The organism is Serratia sp. TSA_105.2 (assembly GCF_052692115.1).
Map to the genome: position 1 here is coordinate 61116 of NZ_JBQZFT010000010.1, position 21362 is coordinate 82477.

The 21362-nt window shown below is 57.1% G+C and carries 17 protein-coding genes and 1 pseudogene; 8 read left to right on the top strand and 10 right to left on the bottom strand.

Annotated features, from left to right (window positions below; translation table 11 throughout):
- Nucleotides 1–74: 74 nt before the first annotated feature.
- Together ACUTSC_RS21455 and ACUTSC_RS21460 are read left to right on the top strand one after the other, a co-directional pair.
- Complete coding sequence (locus ACUTSC_RS21455; RefSeq protein WP_443006777.1) at nt 75–1052, top strand: ABC transporter permease; 978 nt, start codon at nt 75–77, stop codon at nt 1050–1052.
- A 33-nt stretch (nt 1053–1085) separates the two neighbouring features.
- A pseudogene (locus ACUTSC_RS21460) lies at nt 1086–2092 on the top strand (substrate-binding domain-containing protein).
- Nucleotides 2093–2229: 137 nt separating this feature from the next.
- Here ACUTSC_RS21460 and ACUTSC_RS21465 read toward each other — a convergent pair.
- On the bottom strand, nt 2230–2793 hold the full coding sequence (locus ACUTSC_RS21465; protein WP_197767380.1) for a TetR family transcriptional regulator: 564 nt from the start codon (nt 2791–2793) through the stop codon (nt 2230–2232).
- 126 nt (nt 2794–2919) lie between these two features.
- On the opposite strand from ACUTSC_RS21465, the gene smfY reads away from it, so the two are divergent.
- The gene (gene smfY, locus ACUTSC_RS21470) at nt 2920–4392 is read left to right on the top strand and encodes a multidrug efflux MFS transporter SmfY (protein ID WP_197767381.1); all 1473 of its coding nucleotides are present in this window, start codon (nt 2920–2922) and stop codon (nt 4390–4392) included.
- Between the two features lie 200 nt (nt 4393–4592).
- Nucleotides 4593–5084, top strand: a complete 492-nt coding sequence (locus ACUTSC_RS21475) for a Dps family protein (protein ID WP_039565820.1) — start codon at nt 4593–4595, stop codon at nt 5082–5084.
- 45 nt (nt 5085–5129) lie between these two features.
- On the opposite strand, the gene ACUTSC_RS21480 is transcribed toward ACUTSC_RS21475, so the two are convergent.
- A complete protein-coding gene (locus ACUTSC_RS21480; protein WP_025159792.1) occupies nt 5130–5306 on the bottom strand; it encodes a YciY family protein in 177 nt (58 codons plus the stop codon).
- A gap of 242 nt (nt 5307–5548) precedes the next feature.
- Between ACUTSC_RS21480 and cls the strand changes: the two genes are divergently transcribed.
- Entirely contained in the window at nt 5549–7009 is a 1461-nt protein-coding gene (gene cls, locus ACUTSC_RS21485) for a cardiolipin synthase (protein ID WP_038877257.1), read from the top strand.
- A 56-nt stretch (nt 7010–7065) separates the two neighbouring features.
- A complete protein-coding gene (locus ACUTSC_RS21490) occupies nt 7066–7389 on the top strand; it encodes an HI1450 family dsDNA-mimic protein (RefSeq protein ID WP_004932139.1) in 324 nt (107 codons plus the stop codon).
- A gap of 73 nt (nt 7390–7462) precedes the next feature.
- On the opposite strand, the gene oppF is transcribed toward ACUTSC_RS21490, so the two are convergent.
- From oppF to ACUTSC_RS21525, 7 genes are all read right to left on the bottom strand, one after another.
- Entirely contained in the window at nt 7463–8464 is a 1002-nt protein-coding gene (gene oppF, locus ACUTSC_RS21495) for a murein tripeptide/oligopeptide ABC transporter ATP binding protein OppF (protein WP_025303071.1), read from the bottom strand.
- Complete coding sequence (locus tag ACUTSC_RS21500; RefSeq protein WP_033634782.1) at nt 8461–9477, bottom strand: ABC transporter ATP-binding protein; 1017 nt, start codon at nt 9475–9477, stop codon at nt 8461–8463. The genes oppF and ACUTSC_RS21500 overlap by 4 nt, the downstream gene beginning before the upstream one ends.
- A gap of 11 nt (nt 9478–9488) precedes the next feature.
- A complete protein-coding gene (gene oppC, locus ACUTSC_RS21505) occupies nt 9489–10397 on the bottom strand; it encodes an oligopeptide ABC transporter permease OppC (RefSeq protein WP_025303073.1) in 909 nt (302 codons plus the stop codon).
- Between the two features lie 14 nt (nt 10398–10411).
- Nucleotides 10412–11332 (bottom strand): oligopeptide ABC transporter permease OppB, encoded by a 921-nt coding sequence (gene oppB, locus ACUTSC_RS21510; RefSeq protein WP_004932150.1) that lies wholly within the window; start codon nt 11330–11332, stop codon nt 10412–10414.
- Between the two features lie 83 nt (nt 11333–11415).
- Nucleotides 11416–13053, bottom strand: coding sequence for an oligopeptide ABC transporter substrate-binding protein OppA (gene oppA, locus ACUTSC_RS21515; protein ID WP_025303074.1), 1638 nt, complete (start codon nt 13051–13053; stop codon nt 11416–11418).
- A 148-nt stretch (nt 13054–13201) separates the two neighbouring features.
- Nucleotides 13202–14839 (bottom strand): ABC transporter substrate-binding protein, encoded by a 1638-nt coding sequence (locus tag ACUTSC_RS21520; protein WP_197767382.1) that lies wholly within the window; start codon nt 14837–14839, stop codon nt 13202–13204.
- A 696-nt stretch (nt 14840–15535) separates the two neighbouring features.
- Nucleotides 15536–16180, bottom strand: coding sequence for a YchE family NAAT transporter (locus ACUTSC_RS21525; protein ID WP_015378089.1), 645 nt, complete (start codon nt 16178–16180; stop codon nt 15536–15538).
- A 531-nt stretch (nt 16181–16711) separates the two neighbouring features.
- On the opposite strand from ACUTSC_RS21525, the gene adhE reads away from it, so the two are divergent.
- Nucleotides 16712–19384 carry a bifunctional acetaldehyde-CoA/alcohol dehydrogenase gene (adhE, locus tag ACUTSC_RS21530; protein ID WP_060439800.1) on the top strand — a complete coding sequence of 891 codons (2673 nt, stop codon included), beginning with the start codon at nt 16712–16714 and terminating at the stop codon, nt 19382–19384.
- A 119-nt stretch (nt 19385–19503) separates the two neighbouring features.
- Here adhE and ACUTSC_RS21535 read toward each other — a convergent pair whose 3' ends face one another.
- A complete protein-coding gene (locus tag ACUTSC_RS21535) occupies nt 19504–20088 on the bottom strand; it encodes a thymidine kinase (RefSeq protein WP_038877247.1) in 585 nt (194 codons plus the stop codon).
- 699 nt (nt 20089–20787) lie between these two features.
- Here ACUTSC_RS21535 and hns point away from each other — a divergent pair.
- Nucleotides 20788–21195: a histone-like nucleoid-structuring protein H-NS gene (gene hns / locus ACUTSC_RS21540; RefSeq protein WP_004932170.1), complete on the top strand. Its 408-nt coding sequence runs from the start codon at nt 20788–20790 to the stop codon at nt 21193–21195.
- The last annotated feature ends 167 nt before the right edge of the window (nt 21196–21362 follow it).

Genomic DNA, 21362 nt, shown 5'->3' on the forward strand with positions numbered 1-21362 from the left:
GAGAGAGAAAAAAAATGAGCAGCGCCCACTCCTTATCACCAGGAATTTCATTTTTCACCCGCAATAAGCGCCGTATGCACAAGTACGGCATTATCATCGCCTTTTTCGCCCTGTGCCTGATCGTGGCGCTGATTGGCGAATATCAGGTCGCTCAGGGGGCCTGGAGCAGCAACTATTTTCTCAGCAATGAAAACACCCTGATCGTCCTGCGCCAGGTCTCGATCAACGGCATTCTGGCCATCGGCATGACCTTTGTCATCATTACGGCCGGCGTCGATCTCTCCGTGGGCTCGGTGCTGGCCTTAAGCGGGATCGTCGCCGCCCGCTTCGCCACCAACAACAACGGATTGGCTATCGGCGACACCGCGACCGCCGTCATGGCGCCGCTGATTGTGGCGCTGGGCATCGGCATCGTTTGCGGCCTGGTGAACGGCACCGTGTTAGCACGCTACCGGCTGCAGCCGTTTATCGTCACCATGGGCATGCTCTCCGCGGCGCGCGGTTTAACCATGTTGACCACCAACGGCAATCCGGTATCGCAATTGAACAGCGATTTCCGCTGGTTAGGCAATGGCTATGTCGGCGGCGTTCCGGTGCCCGTCATCATCTTCATCGTGCTGTTCGCCCTCGCCTGGCTCGTGCTGAATAAAACCCTCTTCGGGCGCTACATCTACGCCGTCGGCGGCAACCCGAAAAGCGCGCGCACCTCGGGGATCAACGTCACTCGCATCAAAATACTGGTGTATACGCTGTGCGGCGCGCTGGCCGGCATCGCCGGCCTGATCCTCACGGCGCGCACCGGCTCGGCGCAGACCAACGCCGGCGCAGGGTATGAGCTGGACGCCATCGCGGCGGTAGTGATAGGCGGCACCAGCATGGCCGGCGGCGTCGGTACGCTGGTCGGCACCTTCTTCGGCGTGCTGATTATCGGGGTGATGAATAACGGCCTCGATCTGCTCGGCGTGCAATCGTATTACCAACAAATTATCAAAGGCGCATTGATCGTCCTTGCCGTCTTGCTCGACCCCTCGCGTAAGCAACAGCGCGATTAATAACATCAGACCCAACTCTACCAGGAGAAAACCATGAATAAGACCAAGATAGCGTTGTTTGCCTCTGCCCTGATGCTGGGCAGCCTGTCGGCAGCTCAGGCCGCCCCGGTGAAAATCGCGGTATTGATGTACGGCAACAAAGCCGAGTTCGTGCAATTGATGGAAAGGTTCGGCAAGGAACACCCGGCGGTGAAAAGCGGCGAAGCCGTGCTGACCTTCTACGATGGGCGTTATGATGCATCGGTGCAAAACGATCAGGCCGCCACCGCTATCCAGACGCGCGCCGATGCCATTATCGTCAACCCTATGGATTTTGAGGCCAATATCGATATCGTCACCAATGCCAACGAAGCCAAAATCCCGGTGGTGGTCACCAACGCGCGCCTGAACACGGACGCGATGACGTCTGAAGTGGTGTCTAATGACGAGTTGGGGGGTATCTGGAAGCCAAAGCCGTACTGGATAAACTCGACTGCAAGAACCACAAAGTGAACGTGGTGATTATCGAAGGCCCGAAAGGCGGCAGCGGCGAGATCCAGCGCGGTAAGGGCAATGATAAAGCGATTGCCGAGTGCGGCGCCGGCCAGGTCACGGTACTTGAGCGCAAAACGGCCAACTGGTCACGTGCGGAAGCGCAGCCGCTGATGGAAAACTGGCTGCAGAAACACCGGGGTAAAATCAACGGCGTGATCGGCCAAAACGACGAGATGGCACTGGGCGCTATCGAGGCGATTAAAGGCGCCGGCCTGAATGTGAAGGACTTCGCGATTGCCGGCGTTGACGGCGTTTCCGACGCGATTCATGCGGTGCAGGCCGGTGAAATGGTCTCTATCCTGCAAGATGCCAAAGGCCAGATGCAGGGTTCCATCGACGTCGCGCTGCGCGCCGTGAAAGGTGAAAGCTATCAACCGCAGTCGGATATCTGGAAGCAGTACGCCAAGGATCTGAAATGGGAGGGCGGCACGCAGAAGCATTACTACATTCCGTGGACCGTCGTTACCGCAGAGAACGCCCAAGCGCTGTTGGACGCCCGGAAATAATCCCCCCGCCCCCTGGCTCCAGGGGGCCCCGCCAGGGCGCTTGCCTGCAAAAAAAAGCCAGCACGGAGTGGCTGGCTTAAAGGTTCTTCGAGGGAATATCTTGTTCGATAAACATACGCCTTTCACTGCGGGCTTTGCTAGCTATCAGTGCGATAGGCACCCTCAGTTAAAATCAACGCCTGCATATCGGTGAACATCGTTTCCCATTCCGCCTGGCTGATATCCATCAAACCAAAGTAACGCAGCATAAAGGCGCCTTCGGTGGCGAGAAACGCCAGGCGCGCGCGCTTGCCTTCTTCCGTCGTCAAATCCAAACCTGCGATGCGGCTGCGATACCATTCGCGCGTGCTCGCCAGATGCTCCGGCGTTTGAATCAGCGTCGCCATCAGCCCGGCGGCCTTGGCGCTGGCGGTCTGATCCGAACTGTGGGTGGCCAGCATATGCGCCCGCACGGCGGTCTGCGGCGAAGGATCGTCGCCGGCGATAGCGGCGAACAGCGTCTCGTAGGCACTGCCCCAGCGATCGAACATGGCATCGATAAGCGCATCTTTGCTGCCGAAGCAATACTGCACCCCGCCCTTGGAGATCCCCATCGCTTTGGCAACGGCGTCGATGGTCAAGCCGGCGGCGCCCTGGGTGGCGACGATCTCTTCGGCGGTGTCCAAAACCTTGTCGCGATCGATGATGCGTTGACGTCCCATTAAGAAACCCTTCTTTTCAATACGAACGTATGGATATATATTATCATCAGTATACCACCCGGCGTCGCCGGTGGCTTACCCGAATGGCGGCGCCTCCGCGCCGCCCACGTTAACTGGATATGAATTATGTACGCCAAGAACCGCTGGTTGATCCTGACGATGGTCGCCAGCGCCCTGTTCCTGATCGTCATCGATATGACGGTGTTATATACCGCCCTGCCGCGCTTAACCCAGGCGCTGGACGCCAGCGCCTCGCAAAAACTCTGGATCGTCAACGCCTATCCGCTGGTGGTGGCCGGCCTGCTGCCCGGCGCCGGCATGCTGAGCGATCGCATCGGTCATAAACGGCTGTTTCTCGCCGGGCTGCCGGTATTTGCCGTCGCTTCGCTGTGCGCCGCGTTCTCGCCCACCGCCGAGTGGCTGATCGCCGCCCGGGTGTTCCTCGCCGTTGGCGCGGCAATGATGATGCCCGCCACGCTGTCCATCGTGCGCCACGTTTTTACCGACGAACGCGAGCGCGCGCTGGCGATCGGCATTTGGGCCTCGGTGGCCTCCGGCGGCGCGGCCATCGGCCCGGTGGTCGGCGGCCTGCTGCTGGAGTATTTCTGGTGGGGTTCGGTGTTCCTGATCAATGTGCCGGTCGTGCTGCTGGTCTGGCCGCTGGCGTGGAAACTGATCCCGCGCTGCGGTGGCGATAACCCACGCCCTTCGGACATCGTCGGCTCGGTGCAGATCATGATTGGCCTGGTCGGCGCTATCTATGCGCTGAAGGAACTGAGCAAACCGACGCCTGATGCGATCGCCCTCCTCGTGGCGGCCACGATCGGCGTGTTGTTCCTGGTGCTGTTCGTACGTCGTCAGCAGCGCAGCGCCCACCCGATGATCGATTTCTCCCTGTTCCGCAACCGGTTGTTCGCAGGCGGCATCGGCGTGGCGTTGCTGTCGATGGTGGCGCTGATCGGCGTCGAGCTGGTGCTCAGCCAACGCCTGCAGCTGGTGCTCGGCCTCAGCCCGCTGCAGGCGGCGCTGTTTATTTTGCCGATCCCGCTGGCCTCGGCGCTGGCGGGGCCGATGGCCGGTTTGCTGCTGCCACGCTACGGCGAACGCAGCATCATCCTCGGCGGTTTTGTCCTGACCACCCTCGGCATCGCCGGTCTTGCCGCGTTATACCAGAGCGGCATGGCGCTGCAATTGGTCAGCCTGGCGTTGGTGGGCTTTGGCCTCGGCGGCGTGATCACCGCCGCTTCTACCGCCATCATGCTGAACGCGCCGGAGGAGAAGTCCGGCATGGCGGCGTCCATCGAAGACGTCTCCTACGAACTGGGTGGCGTGCTGGGCGTGACGCTGCTCGGCGGGTTGATGACGGCGGTTTACAGCCACAGCCTGGCGCTGCCGGCGGAGCTGCCGGTCAGCGATTTGGCCTACGACAGCATCGACGAAGCCCTGCGGCTGGCGGCCGGGCTGGCGGCCGATCGCGCGCAGCAGCTGACGCAGTTGGCGCGCTTGGCCTTTGATCGCGCGTTTATTACGGTGCTGATCGCCGCCGCATTGCTAATGGCGCTGGGCGCCGGCGCGGTGAAACTGGCGCTGCGCAAGTAACCGATAAAAGCGGCTTTTTTCGCCTGTGGATCCTGCGTAAACTGATTCGGCAATTTGCTCGGCGGATTTATCGTCATCGGTTTTAGCGATGGCAATAATGCCTGTTATCGTGTTTAACCCTGCGATAAATCCGGTTACTGTAACAGCTATGGAAATTGATTCTGTCTACTATCGGAACAAATAATCAGGAGAAGATTATTATGGCAACGGCAAAGAAAGCAGCGAAAACCCATATCGGCCTCGACAGTAAACAATCGGCAAAACTTGCCGAGGCGCTGAATGCGCTGTTGGCGAACTATCAGGTGCTGTATATGAACGTGCGCGGCTATCACTGGAATATTACCGGCCCGCAGTTCTTTGAACTGCACGCGAAATTCGAAGAGACATATAACGATCTGCTGACCAAGGTGGATGAGCTGGCGGAACGTATTCTGACGCTGGGCTCGCAGCCGCGTCACGCTTTCAGCGACTATCTGAAAACCGCCGACATCAAGGAACATACCAACGTGACCGATGATAAAGGCACGCTGCGCGGCCTGTTGGAAGGGTATTCAATCTTGCTGCAGCAGCAACGTGAGCTGCTCGCGGTCGCGGCAGACGCCGGTGACGAAGGCACCGCGTCGCTGATGAGCGATTACATCAAAGAGCAGGAAAAACAGGTCTGGATGCTCAACGCCTATCTGGGCAAATAACCCAGGCGCCATAACAAAACAGTCCCTCACGGGACTGTTTTCGTTTTACCACTCGCAGGATACCGCAAACAGCAGCGCGCGCCGATGCTGATCGTCCAGGCGCCGCCGCACCCGGATAATATGGCGATTGCTGCACGACTGGCGTTCCAGCCAGCGATGCCGGCGGCGTTGGCTCTGCCGCAACATGCGCCAGCGACCCACTTCATTTCTACTGCGTCTCATAATTCCGTCACTCGTTCGTCTAATGCCAACCGCGGGCATTATAGCCCTTTCCACCCGTGATCCAAGCCGCAGTTATCGGCGGCACAGCGGGCGCCACGCGGGCAAAAGCCGCCTTTTCATTTTCAGCAAGTGCCTTAACTTCATCATATTTATGTAACATAAGCGCCGATAAAAGGTTTCGCCTTGCCCGATCTGTGCGTACACTCATCATTGGTGGTTTGCGAACGGGATTTTTCGCCTTTATGACAACATTTTATACCGTAATCAGTTGGCTCATGGTGTTCGGCTACTGGCTGCTGATCGCCGGCGTGACGATGCGCATTTTGATGAAACGCCGTGCGGTTCCCTCTGCCATGGCCTGGCTACTGGTTATCTATATTCTGCCGCTGTTCGGCATCGTGGCCTATTTATCGTTCGGCGAGCTGCATCTGGGCAAGCGCCGGGCCGAGCGCGCCAAAGCCATGTGGCCGTCGACCGCGCGCTGGCTGAAGGAGCTGAAAGAGAGCCGCCGCATCTTCGCCACCGAGTACAGCGAGGTCGCCGAACCGCTGTTCCAACTTTGCAACCGCCGCCAGGGCATCGACGGCGTCAAGGGCAACCAGCTACAGCTGCTCACCACCACCGACGACACGCTGAAAGCGCTGATCCGCGACATCGAGCTGGCGCGCCACAACATTGAAATGGTGTTCTATATCTGGCAGCCCGGCGGCCTGGTCGATCAGGTGGCCGAATCGCTGATGGCCGCCGCCCGGCGCGGCGTACACTGCCGCCTGATGCTCGACTCCGCCGGCAGCCTGCAATTTTTCCGCAGCCCCTACCCGGCGATGATGCGCAACGCCGGCATCGAAGTGGTCGAAGCGCTGAAGGTCAACCTGCTGCGCGTGTTCCTGCGCCGCATGGACCTGCGCCAGCACCGCAAAGTGGTGCTGATCGACAACTACATCGCCTATACCGGCAGCATGAACATGGTCGATCCGCGCTACTTCAAGCAGGATGCGGGCGTCGGCCAGTGGATCGACCTGATGGCGCGCATGGAAGGCCCGGTGGCCACCACCATGGGCATCGTCTATGCCTGCGACTGGGAGATTGAAACCGGCAAGCGCATTCTGCCGCCGCCGCCGGACGTCAACATCATGCCGTTCGAGCAGGAGAGCGGCCATACCATTCAGGTGATCGCCTCCGGCCCCGGTTTCCCCGAGGAAATGATCCACCAGGCGCTGCTGACCGCGGTTTATTCCGCGCGCGAGCAGCTGATCATGACCACGCCGTACTTCGTGCCGAGCGACGATCTGCTGCACGCCATCTGCACCGCCGCCCTGCGCGGCGTCGAGGTCAGCATCATCGTGCCGCGCGACAACGATTCGATGATGGTGCGCTGGGCCAGCCGCGCGTTCTTCTCCGAGCTGCTGGAGGCCGGCGTCAAGATCTATCAGTTCGAAGGCGGTCTGCTTCACACCAAGAGCGTGCTGGTGGACGGCCAGCTCAGCCTGGTCGGCACCGTCAATCTGGATATGCGCAGCCTGTGGCTGAATTTCGAGATCACGCTGGTGATCGATGATGACGGCTTCGGCAGCGATTTGGCCTGCGTGCAGGAAGACTATATCGCCCGTTCCCAGCTGCTGAACGCCAAAGAGTGGCTGAAGCGGCCGTTCTGGCATCGCCTGGTCGAGCGCCTGTTCTACTTTTTCAGCCCGCTGCTGTAAAAGCCGCGGCGAGCGTGCTTTAATAGCGCCAAATCATTTGTTATCAGGATTTTTTTATGGATTTGAATAACCGCCTTACCGAAGACGAAACGCTGGAACAGGCCTACGACATTTTCCTCGAATTGGCCGGCGACAATCTGGATCCGGCGGATATTCTGCTGTTCAATCTGCAGTTTGAAGAGCGCGGCGGCGCCGAACTGTACGATCCCTCCGAAGACTGGAGCGAGCACGTGGATTACGATCTGAACCCGGACTTCTTCGCCGAGGTGGTGATCGGTCTGGCGGACAGCGACGGCGAGCCGATCAACGACGTGTTCGCCCGCGTGCTGATCTGCCGCGAGAAAGACCACAAGCTGTGCCACATTCTGTGGAAAGAGTGATTCGCCGATAGCGCATCGGATAAAAAAAGCCCCGCTCATTCAGCGGGGCTTTTTGTTGCCGGCTAGCGGCGGATTACAGCGGATCGACCTTCAGGCAGGACACTGCGTGGCGGAAACTGCCCTCCAGCAGCGGGCGCGTCTTGGCGCACTCCGGCCCGGCGATCGGGCAGCGGGTGCGGAACACGCAGCCGGTCGGCGGGTTGATCGGCGAAGGCAGCTCCCCTTCCAACAGCTGGATCTGCTTTTCCTTCTCCTTGTCCGGATCCGGGATCGGCACCGCCGACATCAGCGCTTTGGTGTAAGGGTGCTGCGGATTGTGGTACACCTCGTCATAGGTGCCCAGCTCCACCGCATGGCCCAGGTACATCACCAACACGCGATCGGAAATGTGCTTCACCACCGCCAAATCGTGGGCGATAAAGATCAATGACAGCCCCATCTCGCGCTGCAGCTGCTGCAACAGGTTCACCACCTGCGCCTGAATCGACACGTCCAGCGCGGAGACCGGCTCGTCGCAGATCACCAGCTTCGGCTCGAGGATCAGCGCGCGTGCGATGCCGATACGCTGGCACTGGCCGCCGGAGAACTCGTGCGGGTAGCGGTTGATCAGGTTAGGCAGCAGGCCGACCTTCAGCATCATCGCCTTGACCTTGTCCTTCACTTCCTGACGCGGCATTTTTGGGTAGTAGGTGCGTAGCGGCTCGGCGATGATCTCGCCGATGGTCATGCGCGGGTTGAGCGACGCCAGCGGATCCTGGAAGATCATCTGGATATCGCTGCGGGTTTTCCGCCAGTCGGCATCGCTCATGCCCAGCAGATCTTTCCCCAGCCAGGCGACGCGCCCGCTGGTGGCCTTCACCAGGCCGATGATGGCGCGCGCGAAGGTGGATTTGCCGCAGCCGGATTCGCCGACCACGCCCAGGGTTTCCCCCTCGAACAGCCGCAGCGTGACGCCATCGACCGCTTTCAGGGTTTTCGGCGGCTGCCAGAACCACTGTTTATCGTCATGAATGTCGAAGTGCACTTTCAGATCGGCCACTTCGAGCAGCACTTTCTTGTCGGTTACCGCTGTCATACCAACGCCTCCACCGGTTTAAAGCAGGCGCGCAGGCGCCCTTCCCCAAATTGCTCCAACGGCGGAGCGCTCGCGCACTGCTCCATGGCGTACGGGCAGCGCGGCTGGAACGGGCAGCCTTTCGGCAACCGCAGCAGGTTCGGCGGATTGCCGGGAATGGTCAGCAACGCTTCGCCTTCGGCGTCGAGGCGTGGCACCGCGTTCAACAGGCCGATGGAGTACGGGTGGCTCGGCTGGTAGAACACCTCGCGCGCGCTGCCGTATTCCATGGTGCGGCCGGCGTACATCACCAGCACCTTGTTGCAGATGCCGGCCACCACACCCAGGTCGTGGGTGATCATGATGATGGCGGTGTTGAACTCGCGCTTCAGCTCGTTGAGCAGCGTCATGATCTGCGCCTGGACGGTCACGTCCAGCGCGGTGGTCGGCTCGTCGGCGATCAGCAGCTTTGGCCGACACAGCAGCGCCATGGCAATCATCACGCGCTGGCGCATGCCGCCGGAAAACTCGTGCGGATACATGCGCATACGCTTGCGCGCTTCCGGCATTTTCACCGCGTCGAGCATGCGTACCGACTCTTCAAAGGCTTCGCTTTTACTCATTTTCTTATGCAGCATCAGCACTTCCATCAGCTGTTCGCCAACGCGCATATAAGGGTTGAGCGAGGTCATCGGGTCCTGGAAGATCATCGAGATTTCTTCGGCCCGCAGCTTGTTGAGCTGATTTTCCGGCAGGTTGAGGATTTCACGTCCGTTGAATTTGGCCGAGCCGCCGATGCGGCCATTGCTGGCCAGCAGCCCCATCAGGGCGAACGCGGTCTGCGATTTGCCGGAACCGGATTCACCGACGATGCCCAGCGTTTCGCCGGCGCGCAGGTCGAAGTTCAGATCGTTCACCGCCGTCACGTCGCCGTCCGGGGTGGAGAACGTGACGCGCAGGTCTTTCACGTCCAGCAGTGGCGACGTTTTGACCCCGGCGCCGGTTTGCAGTTGAGGATGTTCAATGGTGCTCATGATTGCACTCCTTAACGATCTTTCGGGTCGAGGGCGTCACGCAGGCCATCGCCGATAAAGTTGAAACAGAACAGAGTGACAACCAGGAAACCCGCCGGGAACAGCAGCAACCACGGTGAAACTTCCATTGAGTTGGCGCCGTCGCTAAGCAATGCGCCCCAGCTGCTGAGCGGCTCCTGCGTGCCTAACCCCAGGAAGCTGAGGAAGGATTCGAACAGGATCATGCTCGGCACCAGCAGCGACGCATACACCACCACCACGCCGAGCACGTTCGGCACGATATGCCGCAGCACGATATTGCGCGTGGAGACGCCGCACACCAGCGCCGCTTCGATGAATTCCTTACGCTTCAGGCCGAGGGTTTGGCCGCGCACGATACGCGCCATATCCAGCCACGACACCATGCCGATCGCCACGAAGATGAGCAGGATATTCTGGCCGAAGAAGGTCACCAGCAGGATCACGAAGAACATGAACGGGAAGGAGTTGAGGATCTCCAGCAGACGCATCATCACCGAGTCGATCTTGCCGCCCAGATAACCGGACATCGCGCCGTACAGGGTGCCGACGATCACCGCCACCAGCGCCGCCGCCACGCCGACCATCAGCGAGATGCGCCCGCCGATCGCCACGCGCACCAGCAGATCGCGCCCGGAGGAGTCGGTGCCGAAATAGTGTCCCGATTCCAGGCTTGGAGCGGCGGACATCATCGCCCAGTCGGTATCGTCGTAGGCAAACTGCGACAGCATCGGCGCCAGCACCACAAACAGCGTGATCAACACCAGAATGAACAGGCTGCTGACCGCCGCACGGTTGTGCATAAAGCGCCGGCGCGCGTCTTGCCACAGGCTGCGTCCTTCCACTTCCAGCTTCTCGCTGAAGTGTTCCAGAGCTTCGCTGTTCTTTTTAGTCAACATCATTCGCGTGCTCCAGATTAATAACGGATTTTCGGATCGATGACCGCATACAGCACATCGACGATCGCATTGAACAGAATGGTCAGAGCGCCCACCAGAATGGTCAGGCTCAACACCAGGGAGTAGTCGCGGTTCAGCGCGCCGTTAACGAACAGCTGGCCGATCCCCGGCAGACCGTAGATGGTTTCGATCACCATCGAACCGGTGATGATACCGACGAACGCCGGCCCCATGTAGGACAGCACCGGCAGCAGCGCCGGCTTCAGCGCGTGGCGGAAAATGATGCGACGCATCGGCAAGCCTTTGGCGCGCGCGGTGCGGATGAAGTTGGAGTGCAGCACTTCAATCATCGAACCGCGCGTAATACGGGCGATGCTGGCGATATAGGCCAGCGACAGCGCCACCATCGGCAGGATGATGAACTTAGGCGCGCCGCCGTTCCAGCCGCCGCCCGGCAGCCATTTCAGCGTGATGGCGAAGATCAGTACCAGCAGCGGCGCCACCACGAAACTGGGTATCACCACCCCGGTCATGGCGAACCCCATCACCGTGTAGTCCCATTTGGTGTTCTGATTCAGCGCGGCGATCACGCCGGCGCTCACCCCCAGCACCACCGCCAGCAGAAACGCGGCCAGACCGAGTTTGGCGGAAACCGGGAAAGAGCTGGCGACCAGATCGTTCACCGAATAGTCCTTGTATTTAAAGGACGGGCCGAAGTCTCCCTGCGCAAGCTGCGCCAGATAATGACCGTACTGTTTCCAGATCGGGTCGTTCAAATGATATTTGGCTTCGATATTCGCCATAACTTCCGGCGGCAATGCGCGTTCCCCGGTAAATGGACTGCCGGGCGCCAGGCGCATCATGAAGAATGAGATGGTGATAAGGATAAATAGTGTCGGGATCGCTTCCAACAAGCGACGAAGTATAAATTTAAGCATTGCCCTAACCCTGTGCGACAGCCTGATGACGGCTTATTATTCTCAACATGGGCCGGCGGCCTGCGCCGCCGGCTCTTACCGTATCAATGCTTGATGATGTACAGGTTTTTGTCGTACACGTTATCAAGCGGGTCTTTGCCGGTGTAGCCACCGACGTAAGGTTTCACCAAACGGGCGTTCACGTAGTAATACAGCGGAACGATGGCGGAATCTTTATCCAGCTGAACTTCCGCTTTCTGATACAGATCGGCGCGCTCGTCTTTGCTCTTCGCGGTCAACACGTTGGCCATCAGCTTGTCGAACTCGGCGCTCTTATAGTGCGGGGTGTTACTGCTGCTGTCGGACAGCATCATGTTCAGGAACGAGCTCGGCTCGTTGTAGTCGGCGCACCAGCCGGCGCGCGCCACGTCATAGGTACCCTGATGGCGGGTATCCAGGAAGGTTTTCCACTCCTGGTTCACCAGCTTCACGTCCACGCCCAGGTTTTTCTTCCAGATGGAGGCGGCGGCGATCGCCAGCTTCTTGTGCAGGTCTGAAGTGTTGTACAGCAGGGAGAAGGTCAGCGGTTTACCCGGGCCATAGCCGGCTTCCGCCAGCAGTTTCTTCGCCACTTCGTTGCGTTTTTCCTGCGTCCAGCCGAACCACTCCGGCGGGGTCAGCTTGGCGCCGTCGGTGTATGGCGGCGTAAAGCTGTAGGCCGGCAGATCGCCCTGGTTTTTCACCTTGTTGACGATGATGTCGCGGTCCATGCCCAGCTTCAGCGCTTCACGTACGCGCGCATCGGTGAACGGCGCCTTCTGGTTGTTGATTTCGTAGTAATAGGTGCACAGGTAAGGATCGACATGCACCTCTTTCGGGATCTCTTTTTTCAGCTTCTGGAACAGTTCGATCGGCATGTTGTTGTAAGTCATGTCGATTTCACCGGTGCGGTAGCGGTTAACGTCGGTCACTTCCGACGAAATAGGCAGGAACGTCACTTTATTGATGATGGTTTTGGCGTTATCCCAATATTCCGGGTTGCGTTCCAGTACGATGCGTTCGTTGACAATCCAGTCTTTCAGTTTGTAAGCGCCGTTGCTGACGTAGTTGGCCGGCAGCGTCCACTTCTCGCCAAACTTCTCCACCGCGTCTTTGTAAACCGGCTTCATGGCGTAGTGCGGGGTCATTTCAACCAGATAAGGCACCGGCTCGCTCAGGGTCACCTGGAAGGTGTGGTCGTCGATGGCCTTCACGCCCAGCGTCGACTTGTCTTTTTTACCGGCGATGATGTCATCGACGTTTTCCACATGGGCGTACTGCAGGTAGCTGGCGTAAGGCGACGCGGTTTTCGGATCCACCACGCGCTGCCAACTGTAGACGAAATCTTGCGCCGTCACCGGCTTGCCGTTGGACCATTTTGCGTCTTTACGCAGGTGGAAGGTCCAGACTTTGAAATCCTTGTTATCCCAGCTTTCCGCGACGCCCGGCACGATGGAACCGTCCGGGCTGTTGTTCGCCAGGCCTTCCATCAGATCGCGCGTGACGTTGTTTTCCGGCACGCCCTCGATTTTGTGCGGATCCAGCGACTGCACTTCGGAACCGTTGTTTTTGACGATTTCTTGCTTGTCGGCCAGCTGCACGCCCGCCGGGACGTCAGCGGCGAAAGCGCTGGTGGTTGCTGTGATACCCAGCGCGGCGATAACGCCGGCGGCAATGAGCGTTTTCTTCGTGATGTTGGTCATACTTATCGACTCCAGTTTTTTATTATCACAGGCTCTTCGCGGAACCTGCGTTGCCCGTAAGCGGACTCTGTTTTCCCGCCGCCGCGGAACGAATGCGGCGGCCGGCCTTCCCTATATTCCCCAGCGCCTCGGCGTGAGGAATACCCCTTTACTGCTTGATAATGTAAAGATTTTTAACGTCGGTATAGTCCAGCGGATCTTTGCCGGTGAACCCGCCCACCGTCGGCTTGATCAACCGCGCGCTGACGCGGTAATAAACCGGGACCAACGCGGAGTCTTTGTCCAGCTGCGCTTCCGCCTGCTGATAGAGCGCGGCGCGCGCGGCCTCATCCGGCGCCTTCAACGTGGCGGCCATGATGGCGTCGAACGCCGGGCTCTTGTAGAACACGGTATTGATGCTGCTGTTGGACAGGACCAGGTTCAGGAACGCGCTGGGTTCGTTGTAATCCCCGCACCAGGTGGCACGCGCCACGTCGTATTGCCCCTGATGGCGGCTCTCCAGCGAAGTTTTCCATTCCTGGTTGCGCAGCGTGACCTCGGCGCCCAGGTTCTTCTTCCACATCGACGCGGCAGCGATCGCCTGCTGTTTGTTTTGATCGGAGGTGTTGTACAGCAGCGAGAACTTCAGCGGCTTGGCGTCGCTGTAGCCCGCTTCCGCCAGCAGTTTCCTGGCTTCGGCGTTGCGTTGCTCCTGACTCCAGCCGGCCCACGCAGGCTGAGTGAAGCTGGCGCCTTCCGTGAAGGTTGGCGTGAAGCTGTAAGCCGGGATTTGCCCCTGGCCCATGATCTTGTTGGCGATAATGTCGCGATCCAGCGTCATCTTCACCGCCGTACGCACGCGCGGATCGGTGAACGGCGCCCGCTTGTTATTGAGCTCGTAATAGAAGGTGCACAGATAAGGGTTAACGTGCAGCTGCTCGGGCATTTCGCGTTTCATCTTGACGTACAGGTACGGCGGAATGGCGCTGTTGGTGATGTCGATCTCGCCGCTGCGGAAGCGGTTGACGTCGCTGACCTCCGAGGTAATCGGCAGGAAGGTCGCCTGATTGATCACCGTTTGCTTGTTGTTCCAGTAGCTCGGACTGCGCTCCAGCACGATGCGCTCGTTCACCACCCACGCTTTCAGGCGGTAAGCGCCGTTGCCGACGTAGTTGGCGGGTAGCGTCCATTTGTCGCCGAATTTCTCCACCACCGCCCGTTTCACCGGTTTGAGCGACGTGTGGCTCAGCATGCTGATGAAATACGGTACTGGCTCGCTCAGCGTCACCTGCAGCGTCTGGTCGTCCAGCGCCTTGACGCCGAGGGTCTGCGGAGGCTTCTTACCGGTCAGGATGTCGTCGATATTTTCAACTTTGGTGTATTGCAGGTAGCTGGCATAGGGCGAAGCGATTTTCGGATCGGCCAGACGCTGCCAGCTGTAGACGAAATCTTGCGCGGTCACCGGGCTGCCGTCGCTCCACACCGCGCCGGGACGCAGGTGGAAGGTCCAATGCTGATAATTCTGGTTTTCCCAGCTTGTCGCCGCCGCTGGCACCACATGCCCGTTGGCATCGGTGCTCACCAGCCCTTCCAGCAGGTTAAGAATGATATTGCTTTCCGGTACGCCCTCGACCTTATGCGGATCCAATGAAGCCACTTCGCTACCGTTGTTGATCACAATATTCTGCTGCTGCGCCAATTGGACGCCGGCCGGAACCTCTGCCGCCAAACTGCTATTTACGGCGCCGGCGCCCAGCGCGCCGCTAATCAACAAGGTCAAAGAAGTACGCTTCAGGGTTTGCTGCATAATCGAGGCTCCTTTTCACCGACAAGCACCGCTTATCGAAGTTTGTGAAGTGTTTATAAGAATTCTAAATAAACGGATACCAGCAAAAATCATTCCCGTTTTTATGGCGCATTTCAGTTAATTGACCACGGGAAAGTTGCTCGGAAATTAGCAGAAGCCAAATTCCATAGCCAATAAATTTTACGAAAATGTTAAGCAATTCTCTTTTATCGCACGAAGCCCGATCCGTCCCCCGAGATCGGGGCCACAGAAAATCAAAGTCATGACTTTGATTTTAAAGATAAAAAAACAAAAATCATTTCGTTTGAAACCATCGGCGCAATCTCATCGCCGCACAAAGAAACATTCAGTTAACAATCCAGCCATTCAAAGAACAAACACCTGCCTATAGTCGGTTAATCACTAATAACACCTGGATGAAAGTGAGACAAGCCCCACAGAATGATGTGATTAATTTAACAACAGCTTTACCATTGAACGGGGACAAAATGCGCGGAAATGGGGGAGGAAAAGTGATTGAAATAACGCTTAGCGTTTTTTTTGCACAGCAACATGAGATTTATGCAACATAAGAGTGCAACCGCATAAATTTTATTCATCCTCTGCACTATAATAATGCGAACCAATAAATAATTTAAACTTTAAAATTAATTTTAGCCGCGCTAACGCGAAAGGTGCGCGGCTAAACAAAGGGTATTACAACAGGCCGGGGAATATCGCCTTAATGCCGGTAACGATAAACTCGATCCCGAGCGCCATCAGCAACAGGCCCATGATTCGGGTGATCACGTTGATGCCGGTCTGCCCTAGCAAACGCACCAACAGCGGCGCGGCGCGGAACAACAGCCAGCAGCAAAAGGCGAACAAGGCGATCGCCACCGTAAAGCCGAGCAGGCTTTGCCAGTTGTGATAACGTGAACTCCACACGATGGTAGAACTGATCGCCCCCGGCCCCGCCATCAGCGGCAGCGCTAACGGCACCACGCCGATGCTTTCGCGTATCGCGCTCTCCGATTTCTCCTGTTTGTTCTGTTTGTCCTCCCCCAACTTGCCGCTGATCATCGACATGGCGATGGTCACCACCAAAATACCGCCGGCGATGCGGAACGAATCGATAGAGATGCCGAACATCCGCAAGATCCCTTCGCCCAGAAACAGCGACGTCCACAGAATGATGGCGACCGACAGGTTGGCGGTCAGGTTGGTTTTGTTACGCCCCGCTTCCGCCTGGTAGCTGGTCATGCTGATAAACACCGGCAAGATGCCCACCGGGTTGACCAGCGCAAACAGACCGACAAAGAACTTGATAAAGCCGGAAAGATCCAACAGAGATTGGCCCACAGATGGCTCCGCGTTAAGTGCTATAAAAAGGTGTGCTGCCTATGCGCGCTAATGTAATGGAATTGCCGCGGGTAATCCATCCGGCCAGAGCAGCATTTTTGACTGTCAGCAGGTTATGCAACAAAACAAATGTCCTTTGTTAAAGTGATGTGTGGCCTTTTGATTTTTTATGTTGAAAAAAGAGTCATTGCTCACAGTTATCGAGAATGATTCCCAACACCCGCAAGCTGAAAGGTGTCAGCTTGCTGTTTTCATGATTTAGATCACAAATCAACTACCCAACAGTGGGTAAGCTCTTAGTCGTAGGCAGGGAGTAGAACAAAGTGGGTGGCCACATCGCCGATTCCGTTCTCCTCACGGTCTGCCCCTCCGGCTGGCGTAGGGTAAAGCTCTTTAAGCAAATCAGCAGCATGCGAAGAAATAACGCGGGAAAGCCCCAGTATTCTCATCACCGTTTATCCCCGTTACGACTATACTAGTGGCTCGCACGGCTTATTTACTGAAAGAGTTTAACATTATCAGGAGAGCATTATGGCTGTAACGAATGTCGCTGAACTGAACGAGCTTGTCGCACGTGTCAAAAAAGCCCAGCGCGAATATGCCAACTTCACTCAAGAGCAAGTGGATAAAATCTTCCGCGCTGCCGCCCTCGCCGCTGCTGATGCCCGTATCCCGTTGGCCAAAATGGCCGTGGAAGAATCCGGAATGGGTATCGTCGAAGACAAAGTGATCAAAAACCACTTCGCTTCCGAGTACATCTACAACGCCTATAAAGACGAAAAAACCTGTGGCATCCTGTCTGAAGATGACACCTTCGGTACCATCACCATCGCCGAACCTATCGGCCTGATTTGCGGTATCGTTCCTACCACCAACCCAACTTCTACCGCGATCTTCAAAGCGCTGATCAGCCTGAAAACCCGTAACGGCATCATCTTCTCGCCGCACCCGCGTGCGAAGAATGCCACCAATAAAGCCGCCGATATCGTGCTGCAGGCCGCTATCGCCGCCGGTGCGCCGAAAGACATCATCGGTTGGATCGACCAACCGACCGTCGAGCTGTCCAACCAGCTGATGCACCACCCGGACATCAACCTGATCCTGGCCACCGGTGGCCCGGGCATGGTGAAAGCCGCCTACAGCTCCGGCAAGCCGGCCATCGGCGTCGGTGCCGGTAATACGCCGGTCGTGGTAGACGAAACCGCAGACATCAAGCGCGTGGTCGCCTCTATCCTGATGTCCAAAACCTTCGACAGCGGCGTTATCTGCGCTTCCGAACAGTCGGTCATCGTCGTTGACGCTATCTATGATGCGGTACGCGAACGTTTCGCTTCCCACGGCGGCTATCTGCTGCAGGGTAAAGAACTGAAAGCGGTTCAGGACATCATCCTGAAAAACGGCGGCCTGAACGCGGCCATCGTCGGCCAATCTGCACCGAAAATCGCCGAGATGGCAGGCATCAAAGTGCCGGCCAACACCAAAGTGCTGATCGGCGAAGTGAAGCTGGTCGACGAGTCCGAACCTTTCGCCCATGAAAAACTGTCGCCTACCCTGGCGATGTACCGGGCCAAAGACTTCGAAGACGCCGTCGCCAAAGCTGAAAAACTGGTCGCCATGGGCGGTATCGGCCACACCTCCTGCCTGTATACCGACCAGGATAACCAAACGGCTCGCATCGCCTACTTCGGCGATAAAATGAAAACGGCTCGTATCCTGATCAACACCCCGGCTTCTCAGGGCGGTATCGGCGACCTGTATAACTTCAAACTCGCGCCTTCGCTGACGCTGGGTTGCGGCTCCTGGGGTGGCAACTCCATCTCTGAGAACGTCGGACCTAAACACCTGATCAACAAGAAAACTGTAGCGAAGCGAGCAGAAAACATGTTGTGGCATAAACTTCCGAAATCGATCTACTTCCGCCGGGGCTCGCTGCCTATCGCGCTGGAAGAAGTGGCGACCGACGGGGCAAAACGCGCCTTCATCGTGACCGACCGCTTCCTGTTCAACAACGGCTATGCCGACCAGATCACCAAGGTTCTGAAGTCTCACGGCATCGAAACCGAAGTGTTCTTCGAAGTGGAAGCCGACCCGACGCTGAGCATCGTACGTAAAGGCGCCGAGCAGATGAACTCCTTCAAACCGGACGTCATCATCGCGCTGGGCGGCGGCTCGCCAATGGACGCCGCGAAAATCATGTGGGTGCTGTACGAACATCCTGAAACCCACTTCGAGGATCTGGCACTGCGCTTCATGGACATCCGCAAGCGTATCTACAAGTTCCCGAAAATGGGCGTGAAAGCGAAAATGATCGCCATCACCACCACGTCAGGCACCGGTTCGGAAGTCACGCCGTTTGCCGTCGTAACTGACGACACCACCGGACAGAAATACCCGCTGGCCGACTATGCGTTGACCCCGGACATGGCAATTGTCGATGCCAACCTGGTGATGAACATGCCGAAATCCCTGTGCGCCTTCGGCGGTCTGGATGCGGTCACCCACGCGTTGGAAGCCTACGTTTCGGTGCTGGCGAACGAATACTCCGACGGCCAGGCGCTGCAGGCGCTGAAACTGTTGAAAGAGTATCTGCCGGCCAGCTATAAAGAAGGCGCGAAAAATCCGGTTGCCCGTGAACGCGTGCATAACGCCGCCACCATCGCCGGTATCGCCTTCGCCAACGCCTTCCTCGGGGTCTGTCACTCCATGGCGCACAAGCTGGGTTCGGAGTTCCACATTCCGCACGGCCTGGCCAACGCGATGCTGATTTCCAACGTCATTCGCTACAACGCGAACGACAACCCGACCAAGCAGACGGCCTTCAGCCAGTACGACCGCCCTCAGGCGCGCCGCCGCTACGCTGAAATCGCCGACCACCTCGGCCTGAGCGCACCGGGCGACCGTACCGCGCAGAAGATTGAGAAACTGCTGGCCTGGCTGGACGAGCTGAAAACCGAGTTGGGCATCCCAACCTCCATCCGTGAGGCGGGTGTGCAGGAAGCGGACTTCCTGGCGAAAGTCGACAAGCTGTCGGAAGACGCATTCGACGACCAATGCACCGGCGCCAACCCACGCTACCCGCTGATTGCCGAGCTGAAGCAAATCATGCTGGATACCTTCTACGGCCGCGAATTCAGCGAAGCGGTAGAAGAGGAAGCGGCCGCTCCGGCTGCCGCCAAAGCCGCGGTAAAGAAGCCCAAGAAATAACGGTTCCGTGAACCGATAAAAAAAACCCGCCAAACGGCGGGTTTTTTATTGCGCCTGCGGCGCTGCATTTCGACTCACGCCGCCAAAACGCTTCAGCGGGCTCTGGCGGCGTTTTCCCCCTAGTCCAGGGAGTGAATCGCCTCTTTATAATGCTTGCGGCAGACGGAGACATAGCTCTCGTTACCGCCAATCACCACCTGTTCGCCGGCATGCATCGCTTTGCCATTCTCGTCCAACCGCAACACCATATTGGCTTTGCGCCCACAGTGACAGATGGTTTTCAATTCCACCAGCTTATCGGCCCAGGCCAGCAAATATTGGCTGCCGGTAAACAACTCACCGAGAAAATCGGTGCGCAGGCCGTAACACAATACGGGAATGTCCAGTTGGTCCACCACATCGCACAATTGCTCAACCTGCGCTTTGGTCAGGAACTGGCTTTCATCGAGCAGCACACAATGCACCTGCTGCTGTTGATGCTCTTGCTGAATCATGGCGAAGAGCATTGAGTCGTTGTTATAGAGCTGGGCCTGCGAAGATAACCCGATGCGCGAGCTGACTTTGCCTACGCCATAGCGGTGATCGATCTCCGCGGTGAACACCAGCGTTCGCATACCACGTTCTTGATAGTTATATGAAGACTGTAGCAACGCGGTGGACTTGCCGGCATTCATCGCAGAGTAATAAAAATAAAGTTGAGCCATGGCCCCGCAACTCCGATGGTATAAGAAATATTCAAATGTTGATTAGGACGGCAAGTGTACCATAAGCCGCCTCCCGGCTCAGCCCAAAGCGAACGAATATTGCGTTCGCCGTAATAATGCGCTTTCAAGCGAAACATATCGTTCTGTCGGCCCGTTCTTTTTACAGCTATTTACAGGATAATGTATGCCTGTCATCACTATTAATTCCTGCTAATGGTTAACCGCGATCATTTGCCCATTAATCCATAGTCACCCTTTCACCGCGGCAGGTGCCGCAGCCGCAGCGGTGCGCTAGTCTATTATACGCGGGGCCTATACAGGGCATTTAATCACCTTCGCTGTCCCCGACGTTTACTGACGCAATCTTTACCTATATACCCCTATTGTTTACAATGTCTGCCTTGCCATGACGTGATTAAGCCCACAGAACCCATTGTAATATTGATATAAATTACGTCGATAACTTATCGATGAAAGCCTTGCAACACGCGTCTTTTAAAGCATGCCTGCTGAAATTTTGACTTAAGCGCACCGAGGGTAATAGTTAACAGCCCTTCCTATATTAGTCGGACAGATCCGATTAACGGTTTTTTAAAAGGTAAATTTGAGTATTCAAGTCAATTTGGCTATTGCAGAAAAGAAAATAGCACTCTATTATTATCGAGACGCCCCCCACCAATATAATTTGAGACTAGGACAATGAGCGAAGCATTAAAGATTTTGAACAACATCCGCACTCTGCGCGCCCAGGCAAGAGAATGCACACTGGAAACGCTGGAAGAAATGCTCGAGAAACTGGAAGTTGTTGTGAACGAACGTCGCGAAGAAGACAGCCAGGCTCAAGCAGAAATCGAAGAACGCACCCGTAAACTGCAGCAATACCGCGAAATGCTGATTGCTGACGGTATCGATCCGAATGAACTGCTGCAAACCATGGCTGCCAACAAGGCTGCCGGTAAAGCAAAACGTGCAGCACGTCCTGCTAAATACCAATATAAAGACGAAAACGGCGAGCTGAAAACCTGGACCGGCCAAGGCCGTACTCCTGCGGTGATTAAGAAAGCTATCGAAGAGCAAGGTAAATCTCTGGATGATTTCCTGCTGTAATAGCGATTCAGCCCGTATCTGAAAGGCTCCCTACGGGGGGCCTTTTCATTTTAAAGCTTATAGCCGTGCTCCGCCTCATCCCTTTCCTTTTAGTAAATATCCTAATTCGCATTTTCCTCCTTGCATGACGTTCCAGCGAAAAAAAGGGCCCTAAGGCCCCTTTATCG